Here is a 19,085-nt window from a genome sequence, read left to right on the forward strand (position 1 = left end):
CCACTTCAGCCGACCCGGCGCAGCACCTCCGGCGAGAGCTGGTCGACCGACGTGTGGCCGCTCAGGCCCAGTGTCAGGTCGAACTCGCCCAGCACGTCGGACACCACCTGCCGCACGCCCTCCTCGCCGGCGAGGGCGAGCCCCCACGCGAACGGCCGGCCCAGCAGCACCGCCCGCGCACCGAGCGCGACCGCGGTGAGGACGTCGGCGCCGCTGCGCACCCCGCTGTCGAGCAGCACCGGCGCCCGGTCGCCCACCGCGGCCACCACGTCGGGCAGGGCGTCGAGCGCGGACAGGGAGCGGTCCACCTGCCGGCCGCCGTGGGTGCTCACCACCAGGCCGTCCACCCCCTCGTCGAGCGCCCGGCGGGCGTCGTCGGGGTGCAGCACGCCCTTGAGGACGATCGGCAGCCGGGTGCGGGCCCGCAGCCAGGCGAGGTCGGCCCAGGTGATCGAGGGTCGCGAGTAGATGGCGAGGAACGTCTCGACGGCGGCCCGCGGCAGCGGCGAGCGCAGGTTGTCCAGCAGTGGCCCGGGCCAGGCCCGCGCCATGCCGACCAGGGCCCGGACGGCGGACAACGTCTGCCGGGGCTGCCGGTCCCGGCTCGCGGCGGCCCCCGCCTGGGCCGGCGCGGGAGCGGCACCCGCCCGCTCCTCGACCAGCCGGCGGAACACCGGGTCGGAGGTGTACTGCGCGATGCCCTTGCCGAGGGCGAACGGCAGGTGGCCCAGGTCCAGGTCGCGCGGGCGCCAGCCGAGCATCGTGGTGTCGAGGGTGACCACCAGCGCGTCGCAGCCGCTGGCCGCGGCCCGCCCGACGAGGCTCTCGACCAGCTCGTCGGACGTCGACCAGTACAGCTGGAACCACCGGGGCGAGGAGCCCATCGCGGCGGCGCACTCCTCCATCGACACCGAGGCCTGGTTGGAGAAGACCATCGGCACGCCGAGGGAGGCCGCGGCGCGGGCCACCGCGAGGTCGGCCGCGGGGTACACCAGTTCGAGCGCGCCGACCGGGCCGAGCAGCAGGGGCGCGGGCAGCCGCCGTCCGAACAGCTCGACCGAGGTGTCGCGCACGCTCACGTCCCGCAGCACCCGGGGGACGACGGCCCACCGGTCGAACGCCGCGCGGTTGGCCCGCTGGGTCGCCTCGTCCCCGGCGCCGCCCGCGACGTAGGAGTAGGCGCGGGCGCCCAGCCGCCGGCGCGCGCGGTGCTGCAGCGCCCGGGCCGCGGTGGGCACCCGGGGCCGGTGGCCGTACACCCCCGCGCGGTAGACCTCGTCCTGTCGTCGGCGACCGGTACCCGCTGCTGAGTCCACGCGGACACCGTAGTGAGCGCTGCGTCACGTGCTGTCCTCGCCGGCGCTGGCCGAGCACGTGCCGTTGCGTGCTGCGGCTCTGCGTGACCTCCCCGGCTTCGTCACGTCCTGCGGCACGGTCCCGATCCGGAATTCTGCCGACACGCCGTAGCGACACGCGCAACCGGCAGGTAGCCCCGGACCGACGGCCCGGTTTCCCCGGCATCATGGGTCCACCGGTGCACCACGGGTTGCGCCGGCGTAGAGCCAGGGGGAAGTGCACGTGCAGGTGGCCATCCGGCCGGCGTCCGTCGTCGTCATGACGCTCGCCCTGCTCTGTGCCGGTGTCGCCCTCGCCGGGCCCGCGGCCGCCGTCGACGACGACGCCCGCCCGGACGCCCGCGTCACCCACGGCCCCAGCTGCCGCCCCGGTGGCGTGGTCGTCGAGGTCACCGGCGGCACGGTCGGCTACGCGGTCACGCTCGGCACCGGACGCCGTCCGGCGGGGGAGGACGCCGCCGACGTCGCGCCCGGCGCCGCCGTCGTGCTGAGCACCGGCGAGGTCGACTGGGGCGAGACCATCGACCCGTTCCTCGAGTACCGGGCCCTCGACGGCTCGGGCGACGGCTGGGTCGACGACCTGACCGGCTACAGCTTCACCCGGCCGACCGCCGAGGACTGCGCGGCCATCAGCGCGCCCAGCGGCCCGGCGGTGGTGCCGCAGTTGGGGAAGGCGGTGCCGGTGCCGGTCCCGGGACTGCCCGACCCGAGCGGCGTGGCCGCCCCCCGCACCACCGAGGGCGCACGGGTCGTCGAGGTCTCCGCGCAGGAGGCCGCCGCGGTCACCGGCGGCGTCCCGTGGCCGCTCCTGGCCGCCGGCGGGTCGCTGGTCGCCATGGGCGCCGGTCTCGCCCTCGCCGCCGGGGCCCGGCGGCCCGGGGCGCGGGACCGCGCCCCCACGTCCCCCGGGAGCGCCTGAGCGCTCCGTCGGCGACGATGGTCCGGTGGCCCGCCCCGAGGACGCCCTGGCTCCAGACGTCCCCGCCGAGCACGTGCCCGGCGACGTGGCCGACGTCCCGGGGGCGGCACCCCGTCCGGCCGAGACCTGGCTGCGCATCGTGCAGGTGCACGACCGCATCACCCGCCGCGTGGACTCCGCCCTGCACCGCCGGCACGACCTCTCGCTCACCGGGTACGAGGCGCTGCGCCGGATCGCCGAGGCGCCCGGTGAGCGGGCCTCGATGAGCGAGCTCGCCGAGGCGCTCGGCATCTCCCGCGCCGGCGTGACCAGCACCGTCAGCCGCCTGGTGAGCGAGGGGCTCGTCGTCCGGGAGCGCTCGTCGGGCGACAAGCGGCTGCTGCACGCCCGGCTCACCCCCGCCGGACGGGCCAAGGTCGAGGAGGCCCGTCCGACCCACGACGACCTGGTGGCGCACCTGCTCACCCTCTTGGGGGACGACGCCGCCGTCGTCACCGACGCGCTCGCCCGCGTCTCCGCGGCGGCCAGGATCCGCCGCTGAAGAAGGACCCCCTGCCCCCCGCCACTCGCAGGCTCGCGGCGGGGCCCTGCAGGGGGCCGGGCGCACCCCGTCCGGGGGACACTTCAAGCCCGTAGTGTTTCCGCTCCACCCAACGCGGGCAGGACGTGATCATGCAGGTGGGGATCGAGCAGTGCTCCGTGGTCGTGCCGACCGTCGGCCGGCCGTCCCTGGACGTGCTGCTCGACGCCCTCGCGCAGGCCCCGGGACCGCGCCCGGCCGAGCTGGTCCTGGTCGACGACCGGCCCACCGGCGAGCCGCTGCGTCCCGAGCGGCCCGGCCTGCCGCCCGTGCGCGTGGTGCGCACCGGGGGCGGGGGCCCGGCCCGCGCCCGCAACCTCGGCTGGCGGACGGTGCGCACCGAGTGGGTGGCCTTCCTCGACGACGACGTCGTCCCCGACCCCGACTGGTACCAGCGGCTCGCCGAGGACCTCTCCGACCTGCCGGCCGACGTGGCCGGGAGCCAGGGCCGGGTGCGGGTGCCGCTCCCCGCGGACCGCCGGCCCACCGACTGGGAGCGCGGCACCGCGGGCCTGGCCACCAGCTCCTGGATCACCGCCGACCTCGCCTACCGCCGCGCCGCCCTGGCCGCCGTCGGTGGCTTCGACGAGCGCTTCCCGCGCGCCTTCCGCGAGGACTCCGACCTGGCGCTGCGGGTGATGGACACCGGTGCCCGGCTGGTCCGCGGGCAGCGCTGGATCACCCACCCGGTGCGCCCGGTCGACCGCTGGGTGAGCGTCCGCGTGCAGGCCGGCAACGCCGACGACGTCCTCATGCGGCGGCTGCACGGCCCCGGCTGGCGCGAGCGCGCCGACGCGCCACTGGGCCGCCGGCCGCGGCACCTGGCCGTCACGGCGGCCGGGCTGGCCGCCGTCGGCCTCGCCGCCGCCCGCCGGCCGCGTGCCGCGCTCGCCGCCGCCGCGGCCTGGGCCGTCGGCACCGGTGAGTTCGCCTGGGCGCGGATCGCCCCCGGCCCGCGCGACCGCGCCGAGGTCGGCACCATGCTCGCCACCAGCGCCGTGATCCCGCCGCTGGCCACCTGGCACTTCCTGCGCGGCGCCGTGCAGCACCGGCGGGTGCGGCCCTGGCGCGGGCTGCCCGACCTGGTGCTCTTCGACCGCGACGGCACCCTCGTGCGCGACTACCCGTACAACGGCGACCCGGCGCTGGTGACGCCCGTGCCCGGCGCGCGGGAGGCCGTCGACGCGCTGCGCGTCCGCGGGGTCCGGGTCGGTGTGGTGAGCAACCAGTCCGGCGTGGCCCGCGGGCTGATCACCCGCGCGCAGGTCGACGCCTGCATGGCCCGGCTCGACGAGCTGCTCGGCCCGTTCGACACCGTCCAGGTCTGCCCGCACGGGCCGGACGACGGCTGCAGCTGCCGGAAGCCCGCGCCCGGGATGGTCAAGGCCGCCTGCGCCGAGCTCGACGTCGATCCTGCCCGCTGCGTGGTCATCGGCGACATCGGGGCCGACGTCGAGGCCGCGGCCGCCGCCGGGGCCTCGGGCGTCCTCGTCCCGACGCCGGTGACGCGGCGGGCGGAGGTCGAGGCGGCCCCGCGTCGCGCCGCCACGATCACCGAGGCGGTCGAGCAGCTCCTGGCGGGTGAGTGGTGACCCGCACGGTCCTGGTCGCGCGGCTGGACTCGGTCGGCGACGTCCTGGTCCAGGGGCCGCTGGTGCGGGCCGTGGCCGCCGGCGCCGACCGCGTCGTGTTCCTCGCCGGTCCGGCCGGCGCGGAGGCGGCCCGGCTGCTGCCCGGCGTCGACGAGGTGTGGACCTGGGCCTGCCCCTGGATCCTCGGTGACCCGCCGCCGGTCGACGCGGGCGACCTCGCCGGGCTCACCGAGCGGGTCCGCACCCTGGCCCCCGGCGAGGCGGTCGTCCCCACGTCCTTCCACCAGTCGCCGCTGCCCCTGGCGCTGGTGCTGCGCACCGCCGGCGTGCCGCGGATCTCCGCGATCAGCGTCGACTACCCCGGGTCGCTCCTCGACGTCCGCCACCGGGTGGACGACGACCTGCCCGAGCCCGAGCGTGCCCTGTCCCTGGCCCGGGCCGCGGGCTTCGACCTCCCGGCCGGCGACGACGGCCGGCTCGCCGTGCGCCGACCCCTGCCCGACCTGCGAGATCTGCACACCGGTGGCGATCGGGGACCTGATGGCCACCGGTGTGCAGATCTCGCGCCGGGCTACGTCGTCGTCCACCCCGGCGCGAGCGTCCCCGCCCGCGCGTGGCCCGCGCAGCGCTGCGCCGAGGCGGTCGGGGCGCTGGCCGACGCCGGCCACCGGGTGCTGGTCACCGGCGGGCCGGGGGAGCGCGCGCTCACCGCGGCCGTCGCCGGCACCCGCGGCGTCGACCTCGGCGGTGCGCTGAGCCTCGCCGAGCTCTCGGCGCTGCTCGACGGGGCCGCCGCGGTCGTCGTCGGCAACACCGGCCCGGCGCACCTGGCCGCCGCCGTCGGGACGCCGGTGGTCTCGCTGTTCGCCCCGGTCGTGCCGGCCGCGCGGTGGGCGCCCTACGGCGTCCCCACCGTGCTGCTCGGCGACCAGGACGCCCCCTGCCGGCTGACCCGGGCCCGCGAGTGCCCGGTCCCCGGCCACCCCTGCCTGACGTCGGTGACCGCGGCGGACGTCGTCGCGGCCGTGGAGAAGCTGGTGAGCGCGTGAAGGTCCTGCTCTGGCACGTGCACGGCTCGTGGACGACGGCGTTCGTCCAGGGGCGGCACGAGTACCTGCTGCCCGTGGTCCCGGGACGCGGTCCGGACGGGCTGGGCCGGGCGCGCACCTGGGACTGGCCGGCGTCGGCCCGCGAGGTGACCCCGGAGCAGCTGCGCGACGAGGACGTCGACGTCGTCGTCCTGCAGCGCACCCGCGACCTGGAGCTGGTCCGCGAGTGGCTGGGCCGCGAGCCCGGCCGCGACCTGCCCGCCGTCTTCCTCGAGCACAACGCGCCGGGTCTGGAGCCGGGTGACGGGCCGGTCCCGCACACCCGGCACCCGCTGGCCGACCGCGACGACATCCCGATCGCGCACGTCACGTACTTCAACGAGCTCTTCTACGACAACGGCCGGGCGCCGACGACGGTCGTCGAGCACGGCATCGTCGACCCCGGCGAGCGCTGGACCGGCGAGCTGGCGCGGGCGGCCGTCGTCACCAACGAGCCGGTGCGCCGCGGCCGGACCGTCGGTGCCGACCTGCTGCCCGGGCTGGCCGCGGTCGCCCCGGTCGACGTCTTCGGCATGGGGCTCAGCGGCCTGCACCAGCGCTACGGCCTCGACCCCGACCGCGTCGCGCTGCACGACGACCCGCCGCAGGCCGCGATGCACGCCGAGCTGGCCCGCCGCCGGGTCTACGTGCACCCGGTCCGGTGGACCTCCCTCGGGCTCTCGCTGCTCGAGGCGATGCACCTGGGCCTGCCGGTGGTCGCCCTGGCCACCACCGAGGTGGTGGAGGCGGTGCCGGCCGAGGCCGGCGTGCTCTCCACCCGTCCCGGCGTCCTGTGGGACGCCGTCCGCACCTACCTGCACGACGAGGACGCCGCCCGGCTGGCCGGCAAGGCGGCACGCGCCGCCGCGCTGGAGCGGTACGGGCTTCCCCGGTTCCTCTCCGACTGGGATGCGCTACTCGAGGAGGTGACCCGGTGATCATCGACCTGGTGTCCGAGCACGCCAGCCCGCTCGCCGCCATCGGCGGCGTGGACGCCGGCGGACAGAACGTGCACGTCGCCGCGCTCGCCGCAGGCCTGGCCCGGCGCGGGCACGCGGTGACCGTGCACACCCGGCGGGAGGACCCCGACCAGCCCGACCGCGTGACGACGGCCGACGGCTACGACGTCGCGCACGTGACCGCCGGGCCGGCCGCGGTGCTGCCGAAGGACGACCTGCTGCGGCACATGCCCGAGTTCGCCGCAGGGCTGCGCCGGGAGTGGGCACAGCGGCCGCCGGACCTGGTGCACGCGCACTTCTGGATGAGCGGGCTGGCCTCGGTCGCCGCCGCGGGCGCCGTTCCGGTCGTGCAGACCTTCCACGCACTGGGCTCGGTCAAGCGCCGCCACCAGGGTGCTGCCGACACCTCCCCGCCGCAGCGCATCGAGCTGGAGCGCTCGCTGTGCCGCAACGTCGACCACGTCGTCGCCACGTGCTCCGACGAGGTCTTCGAGCTGCGCCGGCTGGGCCTGGACAGCGACCGGGTCTCCGTCGTGCCCTGCGGCGTCGACACCAGCGTCTTCACCCCGCGCGGCCCGGTCGCGCCGAGGGGGGAGCGGAAGCGGTTGCTCGTCCTCGGGCGGCTCGTCGAGCGCAAGGGGCAGGAGGACGCCGTCCGCGCGCTCGCCGCCGTCCCCGACGCCGAGCTGGTCGTCGTCGGCGGCCCGCCGGCCGCGGAGCTGGACGAGGACCCCGAGGTCCGCCGGCTGCGCGCGGTGGCCGCCGCGCTGGGCGTCGCCGACCGGCTGGTGTTCACCGGCGCGGTGGGGCGCGCCGACGTCCCGGCGTGGATCCGCTCGGCCGACGTCGTGCTGGCCGTGCCCTGGTACGAGCCCTTCGGCATCACCCCGCTGGAGGCCATGGCCTGCGGCCGCCCGGTGGTCGCCACCGCGGTCGGCGGGCTGCAGGACTCCGTCGCCGACGGGGTCACCGGCGACCTGGTCCCGCCGCGGGACCCGGCCCGGCTCGGCGCGGTGCTCGCCGCGCTGCTGGCCGACGACTCCCGCCGCGCCGCCTACGGCACGGCCGGGGTGCAGCGCGCCCGCAACCGCTACCGGTGGGCCCGCGTGGTCGCCGACACCGACACCGTCTACCGGCAGGTCCTGGCCGGCCCCGTCCGCACCGATGGCAGCGGCACGAGCCGCGTGGAGGTCGCCCGATGAACCCCGCCCCCCTGTCGGAGGCGCCCCACTCCGCGAGCGAGGCCGTGTCGCCGGACACCTGCACCCACCTGACCGGCGCCGACCACGTCGCCTCGCTGACCACCGCGCTGACCTCGCTGGACGGCCAGCTCGACACCCTGGACCGCTGGGGGCGGCTGCTCGCCGACGTGCTGTGCGGGGAGCACCGCGGCCGGCTGCTCGCCGCGGGCAACGGCGGCAGCGCCGCGCAGGCGCAGCACCTGACCGCCGAGCTGGTCGGCCGCTACCGGGCCGACCGGCCGCCGTTCTCGGCGATCTGCCTGACCGCCGAGACGTCGTCGCTCACCGCGATCGCCAACGACTACCCGGCCGACGAGCTGTTCGCCCGGCAGGTCGAGGCGCACGGGCGGGCCGGTGACGTGCTGGTGCTGCTGTCGACCTCCGGCCGCAGCCCCAACGCCGTCGCCGCCGCCCGCCGGGCCCGCGAGTGCGGCATCACCGTGCTCGCGATGACCGGCCCGGCGCCCAACCCGCTGGTCGCCGTCGCCGACGACGCCGTCTGCATCGACTCCCCGTGGACGGCGACCGTGCAGGAGTGCCACCTGGTCGCGCTGCACCTGGTGTGCGCCGCCTTCGACGCGGCGGTGCTCGCCGAGCCGGCCCGCGTGCCCGAGACCCGGCTCGGGGTCGCGCAGTGAGCGCGACCGGGGCACTGGTCGTCGTCGGGGACGCGCTGCTCGACGTCGACCTGGTCGGGACGGCCTCGCGGCTCACCCCCGATGCGCCGGTGCCGGTCGTCGAGGACGTCGAGGCCCGCGAGCGCCCCGGCGGTGCGGCCCTGGCGGCGGTGATCGCGGCCCGGGCCACCCGCCGGGAGGTCGTGCTGGTCACCCCCATGGCCGACGACGAGGACGCCGACCGGCTGCGCGCGCTGCTGGCCGGCCGGGTGCGGCTGGTCGAGATCCCCGCGACCGGTGGCACGGCGGTGAAGCGCCGCGTGCGGGTGGGCGACCACTCGGTGGCGCGCATCGACAGCGGCGCCCCGGTGGCCGGGCTGGGCCGGCTGCCCGCGGAGGCGGCCGAGGTCCTCCGGGAGGCCGCCGCGGTGCTGGTCGCCGACTACGGCCGGGGGACGACGGCCGACCCCGCCGTCCGGGCGGCGCTGGGGCGAGCCCGCGGGCCGATCGTCTGGGACCCGCACCCCCGCGGCGCGGACCCCGTCCCCCACACCCGGCTGGTCACGCCGAACGGCACCGAGGCCGCCCGTGTGGCCGCGGCCGCCGGCGTGGCCGCCGAGGGCGACGGACTGGCCGCGGTCGGGGCGCGGGCCGAGGCGCTGATCCGGCACTGGGGCGTCGGCGCGGTCGTCGTCACCCTCGGCGCCCGCGGCGCGCTACTCTCCTACGGCGAGGGCGCCCCGATGGTCGTGCCCGCGACGCCGGCGACCGGCGGCGACCCGTGCGGAGCCGGCGACTCGTTCGCCGCCGCGGCGGCGCTGGCCCTGGCCGACGGCGCGGTGACCGGCGAGGCGGTGGCGGCCGCCGTCGCCTCCGCCGGGGCCTTCGTGGCCCGCGGCGGGGCGTCGGCCTGGGACGTCGAGGCGGCTCCTGGGCCGGACGTCGCCGAGCCCGGGGTCGACGGCGTCATCGCGCGGGTCCGCGCGGCGGGCGGGACGGTGGTCGCCACCGGCGGCTGCTTCGACCTGCTGCACCCCGGTCACGTCGCGACGCTGCGGGCCGCCCGCGGGCTGGGCGACTGCCTGGTGGTGTGCATCAACTCCGACGACTCGGTGCGCCGGCTCAAGGGCCCCTCCCGGCCGCTGGTGACCGCCGCCGACCGGGCGCGGGTGCTCGAGGCGCTGGAGTTCGTCGACGCCGTCGTCGTCTTCGACGAGGACACCCCCGCCGAGGTGATCGACCGGCTGCGGCCCGACGTCTGGGCCAAGGGCGGCGACTACGCCGGCGCCGACCTGCCCGAGGCCGCGGTGCTGCGGCGCTGGGGCGGCCAGGCGGTCGTGCTGCCCTACCTCGACGGGCACTCCACGACCGCCCTGGTCGAGCGCTCCCGGGTGTGAGTGCCCAGCCCGTCGCCGTCGTGCTCCGGCCGCTCGGGCTGGGGGACCTGCTCACCGGCGTGCCCGCGATCCGGGCGCTGCGCGCCGCGGTGCCCGACCACCGGTTGGTGCTGGCCACGACCACGGCGCTCGAACCGCTGGCTGCGTTGATCGACGCGGTCGACGAGGTGCTGCCCGCCCGCGAGCTCGAGCCGCTGGACTGGTCGGGCCCGCCGCCGGAGCTCGCCGTCGACCTGCACGGCAAGGGACCCGCCTCGCACGTCGTGGTCGCCGACCTGCGCCCGGACCGGCTGCTGACCTTCGACAGCCCCGGCTACCCCGGGCCGACCTGGTACCCCGACGAGCACGAGGTCCGGCGCTGGTGCCGGCTCGTGTCGGAGGGCCTCGGGGTGGACGCCGGCCCCGACGCGCTCGACCTCGCCGTCCCCCCGGTGCCCTCCCCGGCGCCGGCGGGCGTCGCGCTGGTGCACCCGGGCGCGGCGTTCCCCGGCCGGCGCTGGCCGGCCGGCCGGTTCGCCGCCGTCGCGCGGAACCTGGCCGCCGCGGGGCTCGACGTCCGCATCACCGGCGGCCCGGCCGAGGTGTCCGTCGCCCGGGAGGTGGCCGAGGGCGCCGGGCTGGGGGAGGGTGCCGTGCTCGCCGGGCGGACGACGACGCTCGAGCTGGCCGCGGTGGTCGCCGGCGCGCGGGTCGTGGTCAGCGGGGACACCGGCATGGCGCACCTGGCGACCGCCTACCGCCGTCCCTCGGTGGTGCTGTTCGGGCCGGTGTCGCCGGCGCTGTGGGGGCCACCGGTCAGGGCCGGGAAGCGGGGGACACTGCACGTCGTCCTCTGGCACGGCGACGGCACGGGGGACCCGTGGGGCACCGAGCTCGACCCGGCGCTGGCGCGGATCTCGGTCGACGAGGTGACCGCGGCGCTCGACGACCTGCTGGCCCGCACCTGACCTGCTCCCTGTGTCTCCCCCTGCGTGCTCTGCCCCTGCCCCGCATGGCGGGCAGCGGGAGAGCGTCCAGGGATGGTGTTCCTGTCGAACCTCTCCCCCTGCCTACACAGCGGGGCAGGGGGAGAGGTCGGCGGGCACACGCCCCGGGTCAGCGGCGGCCGGGGACGGTTGCGGTCCGGAGGACCGCGATGCCATGGCTCACCGCTGGCGGAGGGCGTCGAACAGGACGGTCTGCAGGTCGGTCGGGTCGACCGCGGAGTACGCCGCACCGCCGGTCGCCTCGGCGATCTGCTCGAGCGCGTCGAGGTCGGCGTCCGGGCCGAGCGCGACACCGATGACCTTGATCGGCCGCTCGGGGTCGGCCTCGGCGCGCAGCGTGTCCAGCAGCGACCCCAGCGAGATGCCGTCGTCCTCGTCGGTGCCGTCGGTGACCATCAGCACGCTGTTCACGGCGGTGGGGTCGAAGTCCGAGCGCGCCGCCCGGACCGCGTCCAGGGTGGTGTCGTACAGGCCGGTGCCGCCGGGGCTCAGCCGGTCGGGGATGGTGTCGAGCTCCTCGTCGAGGAGATCGCGCTGGACGGAGCCATCCACCTCCGCCTCGAGCGGCCGCGTCGGCACCGCCTCGGACCAGTCCCGGTCCCCCTCCAGCTCGCTGGCGAAGAACCACAGGCCGAGGGCGAAGTTCCCCGGCACCAGCGTGAGCGTGCTCTTCGCGGCGTCCCGGGCGAGCGTGGCGCGGGTGCCGTCGCCGGCCGGGGCCTCCATGGAGGTGGAGACGTCGAAGACGGTGAGGATCCGGGACGGCGCGGAGAGCTCCGAGAGCTGGGCGAGCAGCGCCTGCACCTGGCCGGGGTCGAGCTGCAGTGCCTGCGGGGCCGCCTCCCGGATCCCCGCTGCCTCGGCGTCGGCCGGCGGGGTGCCGTCCGTGCCGCGGAAACCGGCCTCCAGGGCGGCCGTGCGGGCGGCGTCCGAGGTCAGCGCCCGCACGGCGGCGTCCACCGCGGCGGCGTCCGCAGCCGAGGCGGTGCCGACCCGGATCAGCGGGTAGTCCAGCCCGGGCGAGCCCTCCTGCGGGTAGACGGCGACCAGCTGCGGGTCCTCGGCGTCGGCGTTGGCCGCCCACACCTCCTGCTCGCTGACCGGCACCAGTGGCGCGTCGGGCGCGCCCTCGCCGCCGGCGGTCAGCGCGTCGGCCGGCGAGACCGACGGGCCGCGCTCGGCGGCGAGCACGGTCTGCACCACGGCGTTGTCGGCCTCCTGGCCGCCGCCCAGCGCGGTCCGGACGGCGCTCAGCGCGGACAGGGCCTCGGCGCTGGTCGCGAGGTCCGGGACGGCGATGCCCTGGTCGCTGGACAGCGTCGCGGCCCAGCCCGGCGCCCCGTCCTGCCAGCCGAGCGCGCCGACCGCGGCCCGGCTGGTCGCCAGCACCACGGGGGAGGAGGCGACCGAGCCGACGGCCTCCAGGGCGGCGTCCCCGGCGCGGGCCGCCCACAGCGAGGAGTCGGGCACCCACAGGTGCGGCAGGTCGCCGGCGTCCAGGGCGGCGAGGTCACCGACGGTCTGCACCGGCTGCTGGGCGGTCACCTCGGCGGACGCGCAGTCCTCCGGGCGCAACCCCTCGGCGTTCCCCAGCACCTGCTCCGCGACGGGGGCGAGCTCGGGGGCGACCGCGACCCGCACCACCGCGGTGCTGGGACAGTCGCCGTTCCCCGCGCCGACGGCCCACCAGGTGATGCCGCCGGCGACCAGCACGACCGCGGCCACGGCCAGGGCGATGAGGACCGGCGGCGTGAGCGGCGCGGACCGGCGCGCGGCTGAGGTGGCGGCGTGGCGGCCCATCGTGCAGCTCCCCCGTCCAGGTGGTCAGCGTCCCCGGCGACCCCACGACCGCCCACTACACAGTAGATGCGATCGCTGACCCGCTGTGGATCACCCGGCGCGCACGACGGCGGCCTGCCGCTGCTCGGCGAACCAGGCCACCGTGCGCCGCAGCCCCTCCTCCGAGGGCACCGTCGGACGCCAGCCCAGCAGCTGCTCGGCGCGCGTGGTGTCGGGACGGCGGACCTTCGGGTCGTCCACCGGGAGGTCGATGAAGGAGATCTCCGACGACGAGCCGGTCAGCTCGACGATCCACTCGGCCAGCCGCAGCATCGACAGCTCGTCGGGGTTGCCGATGTTGACCGGGCCCGGCTCGGCCGAGAAGGCCATCGCGAGGATCCCGCGCACGGTGTCGTCGACGTAGCAGATCGACCGGGTCTGGGAGCCGTCGCCGGCCACGGTCACCGGCCGGCCGGACAGCGCCTGCCCGACGAAGGCCGGGATGGCGCGGCCGTCGTCCGGGCGCATGCGGGGCCCGTAGGTGTTGAAGATCCGGACGATGCCGGTGTCGGTGCCCTTCGACGTCCGGTAGGCCGTGGTCATCGCCTCGCTGAAGCGCTTGGCCTCGTCGTAGACGCCGCGCGGGCCCACCGGGTTGACGTTGCCCCAGTACTCCTCGCTCTGCGGGTGCACCAGCGGGTCGCCGTAGACCTCGGAGGTCGAGGCCAGCACGTACCGGGCGCCCTTCTCGTGCGCCAGGCCCAGCGTGTGCAGCGTGCCCAGGCTGCCGACCTTGAGCGTCTCGATCGGCATCTTCAGGTAGTCCAGCGGGCTCGCCGGTGAGGCGAAGTGCAGCACCAGGTCGACCTCGCCGGGCACGTGCACGAAGTCGGTGACGTCGCAGCGGACCAGCCGGAAGCCCGGGTGCTCCATCAGGTGGACGACGTTCTGCGGCGAGCCGGTGAGGAAGTTGTCGAGGCAGACGACCTCGACGCCCCGCTCGAGCAGGTGCTCGCAGAGGTGGGAGCCGAGGAAACCCGCACCCCCGGTCACGACTGCCCGCCGGATCGTCCGTGCCGCGCGCACCATGCCTGCTCCCTCCGCACCGGACGCGCGACCGTGCGCGCCGCCGCGGCTCCTACCCGAAGATCACCGCCGCACACTTCGCCGTTTAAGTGTTCCCCTCGGTGCCCACAGCGACGGGCCGCCGGTCTCCATGGGGAGACCGGCGGCCCGCGTGGTGAGGTGCTGGAACGGCCACCCTCCAGGGGGCCGCCGGCCCCGTCCCGGGCCCCGCCCCGAGGCTCGCGCCGAGCCTGCGAGGCGTGAGGAGGACGGGGTCCTCTTTCAGTTCGCCGGCTGCTCCGACGGGATGCCGTTCGCCGGCGGGGTGGCCGGCTGGCCGTCGAAGGGCTCGATCTCGGCGTCCCCGATGTCGGTGGTCTGGATCGGCTGGACCTCCTCGGAGCCGTTGCCGACGATCCGGCTGATCCCCATGCCGCTGGTGCCCATGTGGCTGTCCTCCGAGTACCGGAACGGCGCGAACACCGGCCCCTCCCACCGGGCGCCGACGGACTCGACGGCGGCGACCAGGTCGTCGCGGGTCGGGTTCTGCCCGGCCGCCTGCAGGGCCTGCACGGTGGTGTAGGCCTGCGCCATGCCGTAGACCCGGTAGTTGGTCAGCTCACCCTCCTGGCCGGACTCGTCCCAGACCCTCTGGAACAGCTGGATCCAGGGGTCGTCGGTGTCGTCGACCGTCGGCAGGTAGTCGGTCGTCAGCACCCCGTCCAGCGCGCTCTCACCGCTGACCGCGCCCTTGGAGAAGTTGTTCAGCAGCGAGCCGACCAGCGCGGGGTCGGAGCCGACGTTGGAGTAGAACCACTGCGGGTCGTAGCCCAGCTGGGCGGCGGCGAGCTGGGACAGCGCGGTGTAGCTGGGCACGTTGAAGCCGACGACGAAGTCCGCCCCGGCCGCCTGCAGCGCCGCGATCTGCGGGCCGACGTTGGTGTTGCCCGGCGTGTAGCGCTCGGCGGCGACGACCTGGGCGTCGATGTACTGGCGGATGCCCTTCTCGCCGTTCTCGCCGAAGTCGTCGTCCTGCAGGAACAGGCCGACCTTGGCGTCCGGGAAGTTCTCGGCGATGTACTTGCCGATGATCTTCCCCTCGCTCTCGTAGTCGGTCTGCCAGCCGAAGGTGTACGGGAAGTCCTGCGGGTTGTCGCCCCACAGCAGCGAGCCGGAGGAGACGAAGAGGTCCGGCACGCCCTCGCTGTTGAGGAAGTCCAGGACGGCGCTGTGCGTCGGGGTGCCGAGGCCGCCGACGATCGCGAACACCTCGTCCTCGAGCACCAGCTGGTTGACGACCTGGCTGGTGTTGGTCGGGTTGTAGGCGTCGTCCTTGTAGATGTACTCGATCTGCCGGCCGTTGACCCCGCCGTTGGCGTTGACGTAGTCGAAGTAGGCGTCGACGCCGGTCGGGATCTCGCTGTACCCGGGCGCCGCGACACCGGTCAGCGGGTAGTGCGCGCCCAGCTTGATGGTGTCCTCGGTGATGCCGGTGTCGGAGGCCTCGTTGGCGCCCCCGCCACCCCCGCCACTGCCGGCGTCGTCCCCGCCGCCGCCACCGCAGGCGGCGAGGGTCGAGGCGACGGTGGCCGCGGCGAGGAGCCGGGTGAGGCGCCGGGTCGATGTGCTCAACGGTTCTCCTTCTGGGTGCCCGGACGCGGACGCCGGGAGTCTGTGGGGGAGCGGGTCAGGCCTGCGCGGCGTCGCGGGCGGCGCGCCGGGCGCGGGCGCCGTGCCAGCGCTGCCGGATGGTGCCGACGAAGCCCGCGGGGGCGAAGACCATCGCCACGATGAGGACGACGCCGTAGACGAACGGCGCCAGCTGGGCGGCCTCGGTGCTGTCCAGGCCGAGGTCGGCGCCGAGGTCGGTGACGAACGGCGGGAGGAAGACCAGCAGCGCCGATCCGAGCAGGGCCCCCAGCAGGCTGCCGAGGCCGCCGAGCACGATGGCGGTCAGCAGGCCGAGGGAGAGCACGAGGGTGAAGCCGCTGGGGGCGGCCAGGCGCACCACCAGCGCCAGCACGCCACCGGCCAGCCCGGCGGCGGCCGCGCTCACCACGAAGGCCAGCACCCGCCAGACACCCAGGTCGATCCCGGCGAGCTCGGCGGCGACCTCCTGGTCGCGCACCGCCCGCCAGGTCCGCCCGATCCGGCTGCGCACCAGGTTGGCCAGCAGGAAGTAGGTGACCAGCAGGCAGATGGTGCCGACGTAGGCCAGCCACTTGGTGTTCGAGGCGGAGTTGCCCGACACCAGGCCGATGAAGTCGTCGAACGCCTGGGGCGCCTGCGGGGCGCGGACCCGCAGGCCCTGCTCGCCGCCGAGGGTGTCGTGGAAGTGGATGGCGAGGCTGGGCAGGCCGACGGCCAGCGCCAGGGTCGCGCCGGCCAGGTAGGGACCGTGCAGCCGGGCGGCGGCGACCCCCACGAGCGCGCCCACCACGGTGGCGAGCAGCACCGCGACCAGCAGGACCACCGGCAGGGGCAGCGGCTCGTCGGCGTCCAGGAACAGCGCGGTCGTGTAGGCGCCGACGGCCATCAGCGCGCCGTGGCCGAGCGAGATCTGCCCGTTCAGGCCGGTCAGCACGGTCAGGCCGCCGGCGGCGATGGCGTAGTAGGTCAGCTGCGCCAGCTGGGAGTTGGTGAACGCGTCGGTGACCTCGAGCAGGACCACCGCGCCCACCGCGCAGACCAGCAGGACGAGCAGGTGGCGCAGCAGCGTGTTCGACGGCAGCAGCGAGCGGCCGCGGCGGGCGCCGGTGGACGGCGCGTTCGCGGCGGCGGTCGCCTCGACGGGGGAGTCGGAGGTCAGCTCCCCGGTGGAGGCGGTGGACGGCGCGGACCGGTGCTGGGTCATCGGGTCACGCCCTCCGGGCCGTGCTGCTGGCGAACAGGCCACCGGGGCGCACGAGGAGCACCACCATGAGGATGACCAGGGCGGCGATGTTGACCAGGGCGCTGCCCCGGGGCAGGTAGCCGCTGACGTAGCTCAGCGCGAGCCCGAGCAGGAGGCCGCCCACGATGGCGCCGATCGGCGAGTCGAGCCCGCCGAGCACCGCCGCGACGAAACCGAAAACGATCAGCGAGTCCATGTAGGCGGGGTAGACGAACTCGCCGCCGGCGATGAGCAGCCCGGCCAGCGAGCCGACGACGGCGGCCAGGGCCCACCCGAGGGTCAGCATCCGGCCCACCCGGACGCCGAGCAGCCGGGCGACCTCCTGGCCGAACGCGGAGGCGCGCATCGCCAGCCCCACGCGGGTGTACCGGAACAGCACCACCAGCAGCAGCATCGTGACGACGACGGCGCCGACCACGTACAGGCTGTTCGGCGTGAAGGCGATCCGCTGGCCGCCGACGGAGAAGCCCTCGAGCCCGAACGGCGCGGGGAACGACTGGAACGACGAGCCGAACACGATCGCGATCAGCGCCTGGATCGCGACGAAGAGCCCCAGGGTCACGATGACGGCGTTGAGCTCCGGGCCGCCCTCCACCGGGCGGACGACGACCCGCTCGACCACCGCGCCGAGGACGAAGCCGCTGACCAGGGCGACGGCGAACGCGACCCAGTACGACTGGCCGGCCTGGACGAGGGCCAGCGCGATGAACGTCGTCGCGGCGGCCATGGAGCCCTGGGCGAAGTTGACGATCCGGGTGGACCGCCAGATCAGCACCAGGGCGAGGGCGAAGGCGGCGTAGACCATGCCCTCGGTCAGCCCCGAGAGGGTGACGTTGACGAACTGACGCACGGAGAGGTGCCTCCCGACAGTGGGGTGGGCGATCAGGAGCGGGGTGGGGCGGGGCGGTCAGAACCCCAGGTAGGCGTGCCGCAGGTCCTCGTCGGCCGCGAGCCGGGCGGCCTCGTCGGTCACGACCACCCGGCCGAGGTTGAGCACGACCCCGACGTCGGCGACCGAGAGGGCGCTGCGGGCGTTCTGCTCGACCAGCAGGACCGACAGGCCCTCCTCGTCGACCAGCCGGCGCACCAGGCCGAAGATCTGCGCGACGATCCGCGGGGCCAGGCCCAGCGAGGGCTCGTCGAGCAGCAGGATCTTCGGGCGGGCGAGCAGCGCGCGGCCGATGACGAGCATCTGCCGCTCACCGCCGGAGAGCGTGTGCGCCGGGTTGTCGCGTCGCTCGGCGATCCGCGGGAACAGGTCGTAGACCCGGTCGAACTCCTCCGTGCCGACCCGGCCGCGGAACAGCGACCCGACGCGCAGGTTCTCGTCGACGGTCAGCTCGGCGATCACGCCGCGGCCCTCGGGCACGTGCGCCATGCCCTTCTGCACCATCGCCTCGACCGGGGCACGGGTGATGTCGGTGCCGTCGAGCGTCACCCGTCCGCCGGTGCTGCGCACCAGTCCGCTGATCGTGCGCAGCAGCGTCGTCTTCCCGGCGCCGTTGGCCCCGAGGACGGCGGTCACCCGGCCGGCCTCGGCGGTCAGCGAGACGCCGTCCAGCGCCCGCACCGGGCCGTAGGAGGCGGAGAGGTCGGAGACCTCCAGCACGGGGACGGCGGTCGCCGCCCTCCCGGCGGCGCCGGCCGCCCTGGTCGCCCCGGCCACGTCAGCCATCCCGTCCGTCGGCCGCGGTGAGGGCCGCGGCGTCGCTGACCACGTCGACCTCGTCGCCCAGGTAGGCCTCGGTGACGGCCGGGTCGGCCTGCACCTCGGCGGGGGTCCCGGCAGCGATCTGCCGGCCGGAGTCCAGCACGGTGATGTGGTCGCACACGCGCATGACCAGGTCCATGTGGTGCTCGACGAGCAGCACGCTCATCCGCGCCGACAGCCGCTGGATGTGGTCGCCGAGCTCGTGCATCTCGTCCTCGGACAGGCCGCTGGCGGGCTCGTCGAGCAGCAGCAGGGCGGGGTCGGCGACCAGCGCCCGGGCCAGGGCGACCCGCTTCTGCACCGGGTAGGGCAGCGAGTCGGGGTAGCGGCCGGCGAAGGCGGTGGCGTCGAGCTCGTCGAGGGCGGCCAGCGCCCGGGCACGCAGCCGTGCCTCGTCGCGGTCCGACGTCGGGACGGCGAACAGCGCGGAGAAGAACCCGGCCCTCGCGTGGCGGTGGGCGCCGACCATCACGTTCTCGAGCACGGTCAGCCCGCGGAACAGGCCGACGCCCTGCAGGGTGCGCGCGATGCCCAGGCGGGTCAGCTTGCTGGGCCGCAGCCGGCGCAGCTCGGCGCCGTTCCACACGATCCGGCCCTCGTCCGGGCGGACCAGCCCGCAGGCGACGTTGAACAGGGTCGTCTTGCCCGCGCCGTTGGGGCCGATCAGGCCGTGCACCTGGCCGGGCTCGACGGTCAGGGAGACGTCGGACAGCGCGGCGACGCCGCCGAAGGCGACGCTGATGCCGGTCATCTCGAGCCGGGCGGTGGGCGGTCGGTCCTGGTGCGCGGAGCTGCTGCCGGCTGTCGTTGGCGGCTGCGCCAAGGGGCCCACGTCTCCTCTGGTCCGGGGAGGCCGCCCGGCGGGTGGGCGACGATCTGGTCGCGGATGCGTCCCCGGAAGCC

At 76.1% G+C, this 19,085-nt stretch carries 17 protein-coding genes; 9 read left to right on the top strand and 8 right to left on the bottom strand.

From position 1 onward, the window contains the following. Positions 1 to 5: 5 nt before the first annotated feature. A complete protein-coding gene (locus ACU610_RS21975) occupies positions 6 to 1,316 on the bottom strand; it encodes an alpha-hydroxy-acid oxidizing protein (protein WP_446769816.1) in 1,311 nt (436 codons plus the stop codon). Positions 1,317 to 1,578: 262 nt separating this feature from the next. Here ACU610_RS21975 and ACU610_RS21980 point away from each other — a divergent pair, with 262 nt between their 5' ends. From ACU610_RS21980 to ACU610_RS22020, 9 genes are all read left to right on the top strand, one after another. Further along, on the top strand, positions 1,579 to 2,274 hold the full coding sequence (locus tag ACU610_RS21980; protein ID WP_446769817.1) for a hypothetical protein: 696 nt from the start codon (positions 1,579 to 1,581) through the stop codon (positions 2,272 to 2,274). A gap of 25 nt (positions 2,275 to 2,299) precedes the next feature. Beyond that, a complete protein-coding gene (locus tag ACU610_RS21985) occupies positions 2,300 to 2,815 on the top strand; it encodes a MarR family winged helix-turn-helix transcriptional regulator (protein ID WP_446769818.1) in 516 nt (171 codons plus the stop codon). Between the two features lie 131 nt (positions 2,816 to 2,946). After that, complete coding sequence (locus ACU610_RS21990; protein WP_446769819.1) at positions 2,947 to 4,446, top strand: HAD-IIIA family hydrolase; 1,500 nt, start codon at positions 2,947 to 2,949, stop codon at positions 4,444 to 4,446. Further along, entirely contained in the window at positions 4,443 to 5,495 is a 1,053-nt protein-coding gene (locus ACU610_RS21995; protein WP_446769820.1) for a glycosyltransferase family 9 protein, read from the top strand. The genes ACU610_RS21990 and ACU610_RS21995 overlap by 4 nt, the downstream gene beginning before the upstream one ends. Continuing rightward, the gene (locus ACU610_RS22000; RefSeq protein ID WP_446769821.1) at positions 5,492 to 6,472 is read left to right on the top strand and encodes a glycosyltransferase; all 981 of its coding nucleotides are present in this window, start codon (positions 5,492 to 5,494) and stop codon (positions 6,470 to 6,472) included. Before ACU610_RS21995 ends, ACU610_RS22000 begins: the two co-directional genes overlap by 4 nt. Further along, positions 6,469 to 7,695, top strand: a complete 1,227-nt coding sequence (locus tag ACU610_RS22005; protein WP_446769822.1) for a glycosyltransferase — start codon at positions 6,469 to 6,471, stop codon at positions 7,693 to 7,695. The genes ACU610_RS22000 and ACU610_RS22005 overlap by 4 nt, the downstream gene beginning before the upstream one ends. Next, positions 7,692 to 8,372, top strand: a complete 681-nt coding sequence (locus tag ACU610_RS22010; protein ID WP_446769823.1) for a D-sedoheptulose-7-phosphate isomerase — start codon at positions 7,692 to 7,694, stop codon at positions 8,370 to 8,372. The genes ACU610_RS22005 and ACU610_RS22010 overlap by 4 nt, the downstream gene beginning before the upstream one ends. Beyond that, complete coding sequence (rfaE2, locus tag ACU610_RS22015) at positions 8,369 to 9,748, top strand: D-glycero-beta-D-manno-heptose 1-phosphate adenylyltransferase (RefSeq protein WP_446769824.1); 1,380 nt, start codon at positions 8,369 to 8,371, stop codon at positions 9,746 to 9,748. The genes ACU610_RS22010 and rfaE2 overlap by 4 nt, the downstream gene beginning before the upstream one ends. Beyond that, positions 9,745 to 10,695 (top strand): glycosyltransferase family 9 protein, encoded by a 951-nt coding sequence (locus ACU610_RS22020; protein ID WP_446769825.1) that lies wholly within the window; start codon positions 9,745 to 9,747, stop codon positions 10,693 to 10,695. Before rfaE2 ends, ACU610_RS22020 begins: the two co-directional genes overlap by 4 nt. Before the next feature lie 198 nt (positions 10,696 to 10,893). Here ACU610_RS22020 and ACU610_RS22025 read toward each other — a convergent pair whose 3' ends face one another. The 7 genes from ACU610_RS22025 to ACU610_RS22055 form a co-directional block, all read right to left on the bottom strand. Beyond that, positions 10,894 to 12,534: a VWA domain-containing protein gene (locus ACU610_RS22025; RefSeq protein ID WP_446769826.1), complete on the bottom strand. Its 1,641-nt coding sequence runs from the start codon at positions 12,532 to 12,534 to the stop codon at positions 10,894 to 10,896. 90 nt (positions 12,535 to 12,624) lie between these two features. Next, complete coding sequence (locus ACU610_RS22030) at positions 12,625 to 13,602, bottom strand: UDP-glucuronic acid decarboxylase family protein (RefSeq protein WP_446769827.1); 978 nt, start codon at positions 13,600 to 13,602, stop codon at positions 12,625 to 12,627. Positions 13,603 to 13,860: 258 nt separating this feature from the next. Next, entirely contained in the window at positions 13,861 to 15,210 is a 1,350-nt protein-coding gene (locus ACU610_RS22035) for an ABC transporter substrate-binding protein (RefSeq protein ID WP_446769828.1), read from the bottom strand. A gap of 55 nt (positions 15,211 to 15,265) precedes the next feature. After that, the gene (locus ACU610_RS22040) at positions 15,266 to 16,432 is read right to left on the bottom strand and encodes a branched-chain amino acid ABC transporter permease (RefSeq protein WP_446769829.1); all 1,167 of its coding nucleotides are present in this window, start codon (positions 16,430 to 16,432) and stop codon (positions 15,266 to 15,268) included. Between the two features lie 4 nt (positions 16,433 to 16,436). Then, positions 16,437 to 17,321, bottom strand: coding sequence for a branched-chain amino acid ABC transporter permease (locus tag ACU610_RS22045; protein WP_446769830.1), 885 nt, complete (start codon positions 17,319 to 17,321; stop codon positions 16,437 to 16,439). A 57-nt stretch (positions 17,322 to 17,378) separates the two neighbouring features. Next, positions 17,379 to 18,146: an ABC transporter ATP-binding protein gene (locus ACU610_RS22050; RefSeq protein ID WP_446769831.1), complete on the bottom strand. Its 768-nt coding sequence runs from the start codon at positions 18,144 to 18,146 to the stop codon at positions 17,379 to 17,381. Next, positions 18,139 to 19,014, bottom strand: coding sequence for an ABC transporter ATP-binding protein (locus tag ACU610_RS22055; protein WP_446769832.1), 876 nt, complete (start codon positions 19,012 to 19,014; stop codon positions 18,139 to 18,141). The genes ACU610_RS22050 and ACU610_RS22055 overlap by 8 nt, the downstream gene beginning before the upstream one ends. Positions 19,015 to 19,085 lie beyond the last annotated feature (71 nt).

It is taken from the genome of Geodermatophilus sp. URMC 61 (genome assembly GCF_052931555.1).

What these genes read in the sequence shown, in the direction of transcription:
- ACU610_RS22050 (WP_446769831.1), bottom strand. Translation starts at nt 18,146, where the DNA reads ATGGCTGACGTGGCCGGGGCGACCAGGGCGGCCGGCGCCGCCGGGAGG.
- ACU610_RS22030 (WP_446769827.1), bottom strand. Translation starts at nt 13,602, where the DNA reads ATGGTGCGCGCGGCACGGACGATCCGGCGGGCAGTCGTGACCGGGGGT.
- ACU610_RS22025 (WP_446769826.1), bottom strand. Translation starts at nt 12,534, where the DNA reads ATGGGCCGCCACGCCGCCACCTCAGCCGCGCGCCGGTCCGCGCCGCTC.
- ACU610_RS21990 (WP_446769819.1), top strand. Translation starts at nt 2,947, where the DNA reads ATGCAGGTGGGGATCGAGCAGTGCTCCGTGGTCGTGCCGACCGTCGGC.
- ACU610_RS22040 (WP_446769829.1), bottom strand. Translation starts at nt 16,432, where the DNA reads ATGACCCAGCACCGGTCCGCGCCGTCCACCGCCTCCACCGGGGAGCTG.
- ACU610_RS22010 (WP_446769823.1), top strand. Translation starts at nt 7,692, where the DNA reads ATGAACCCCGCCCCCCTGTCGGAGGCGCCCCACTCCGCGAGCGAGGCC.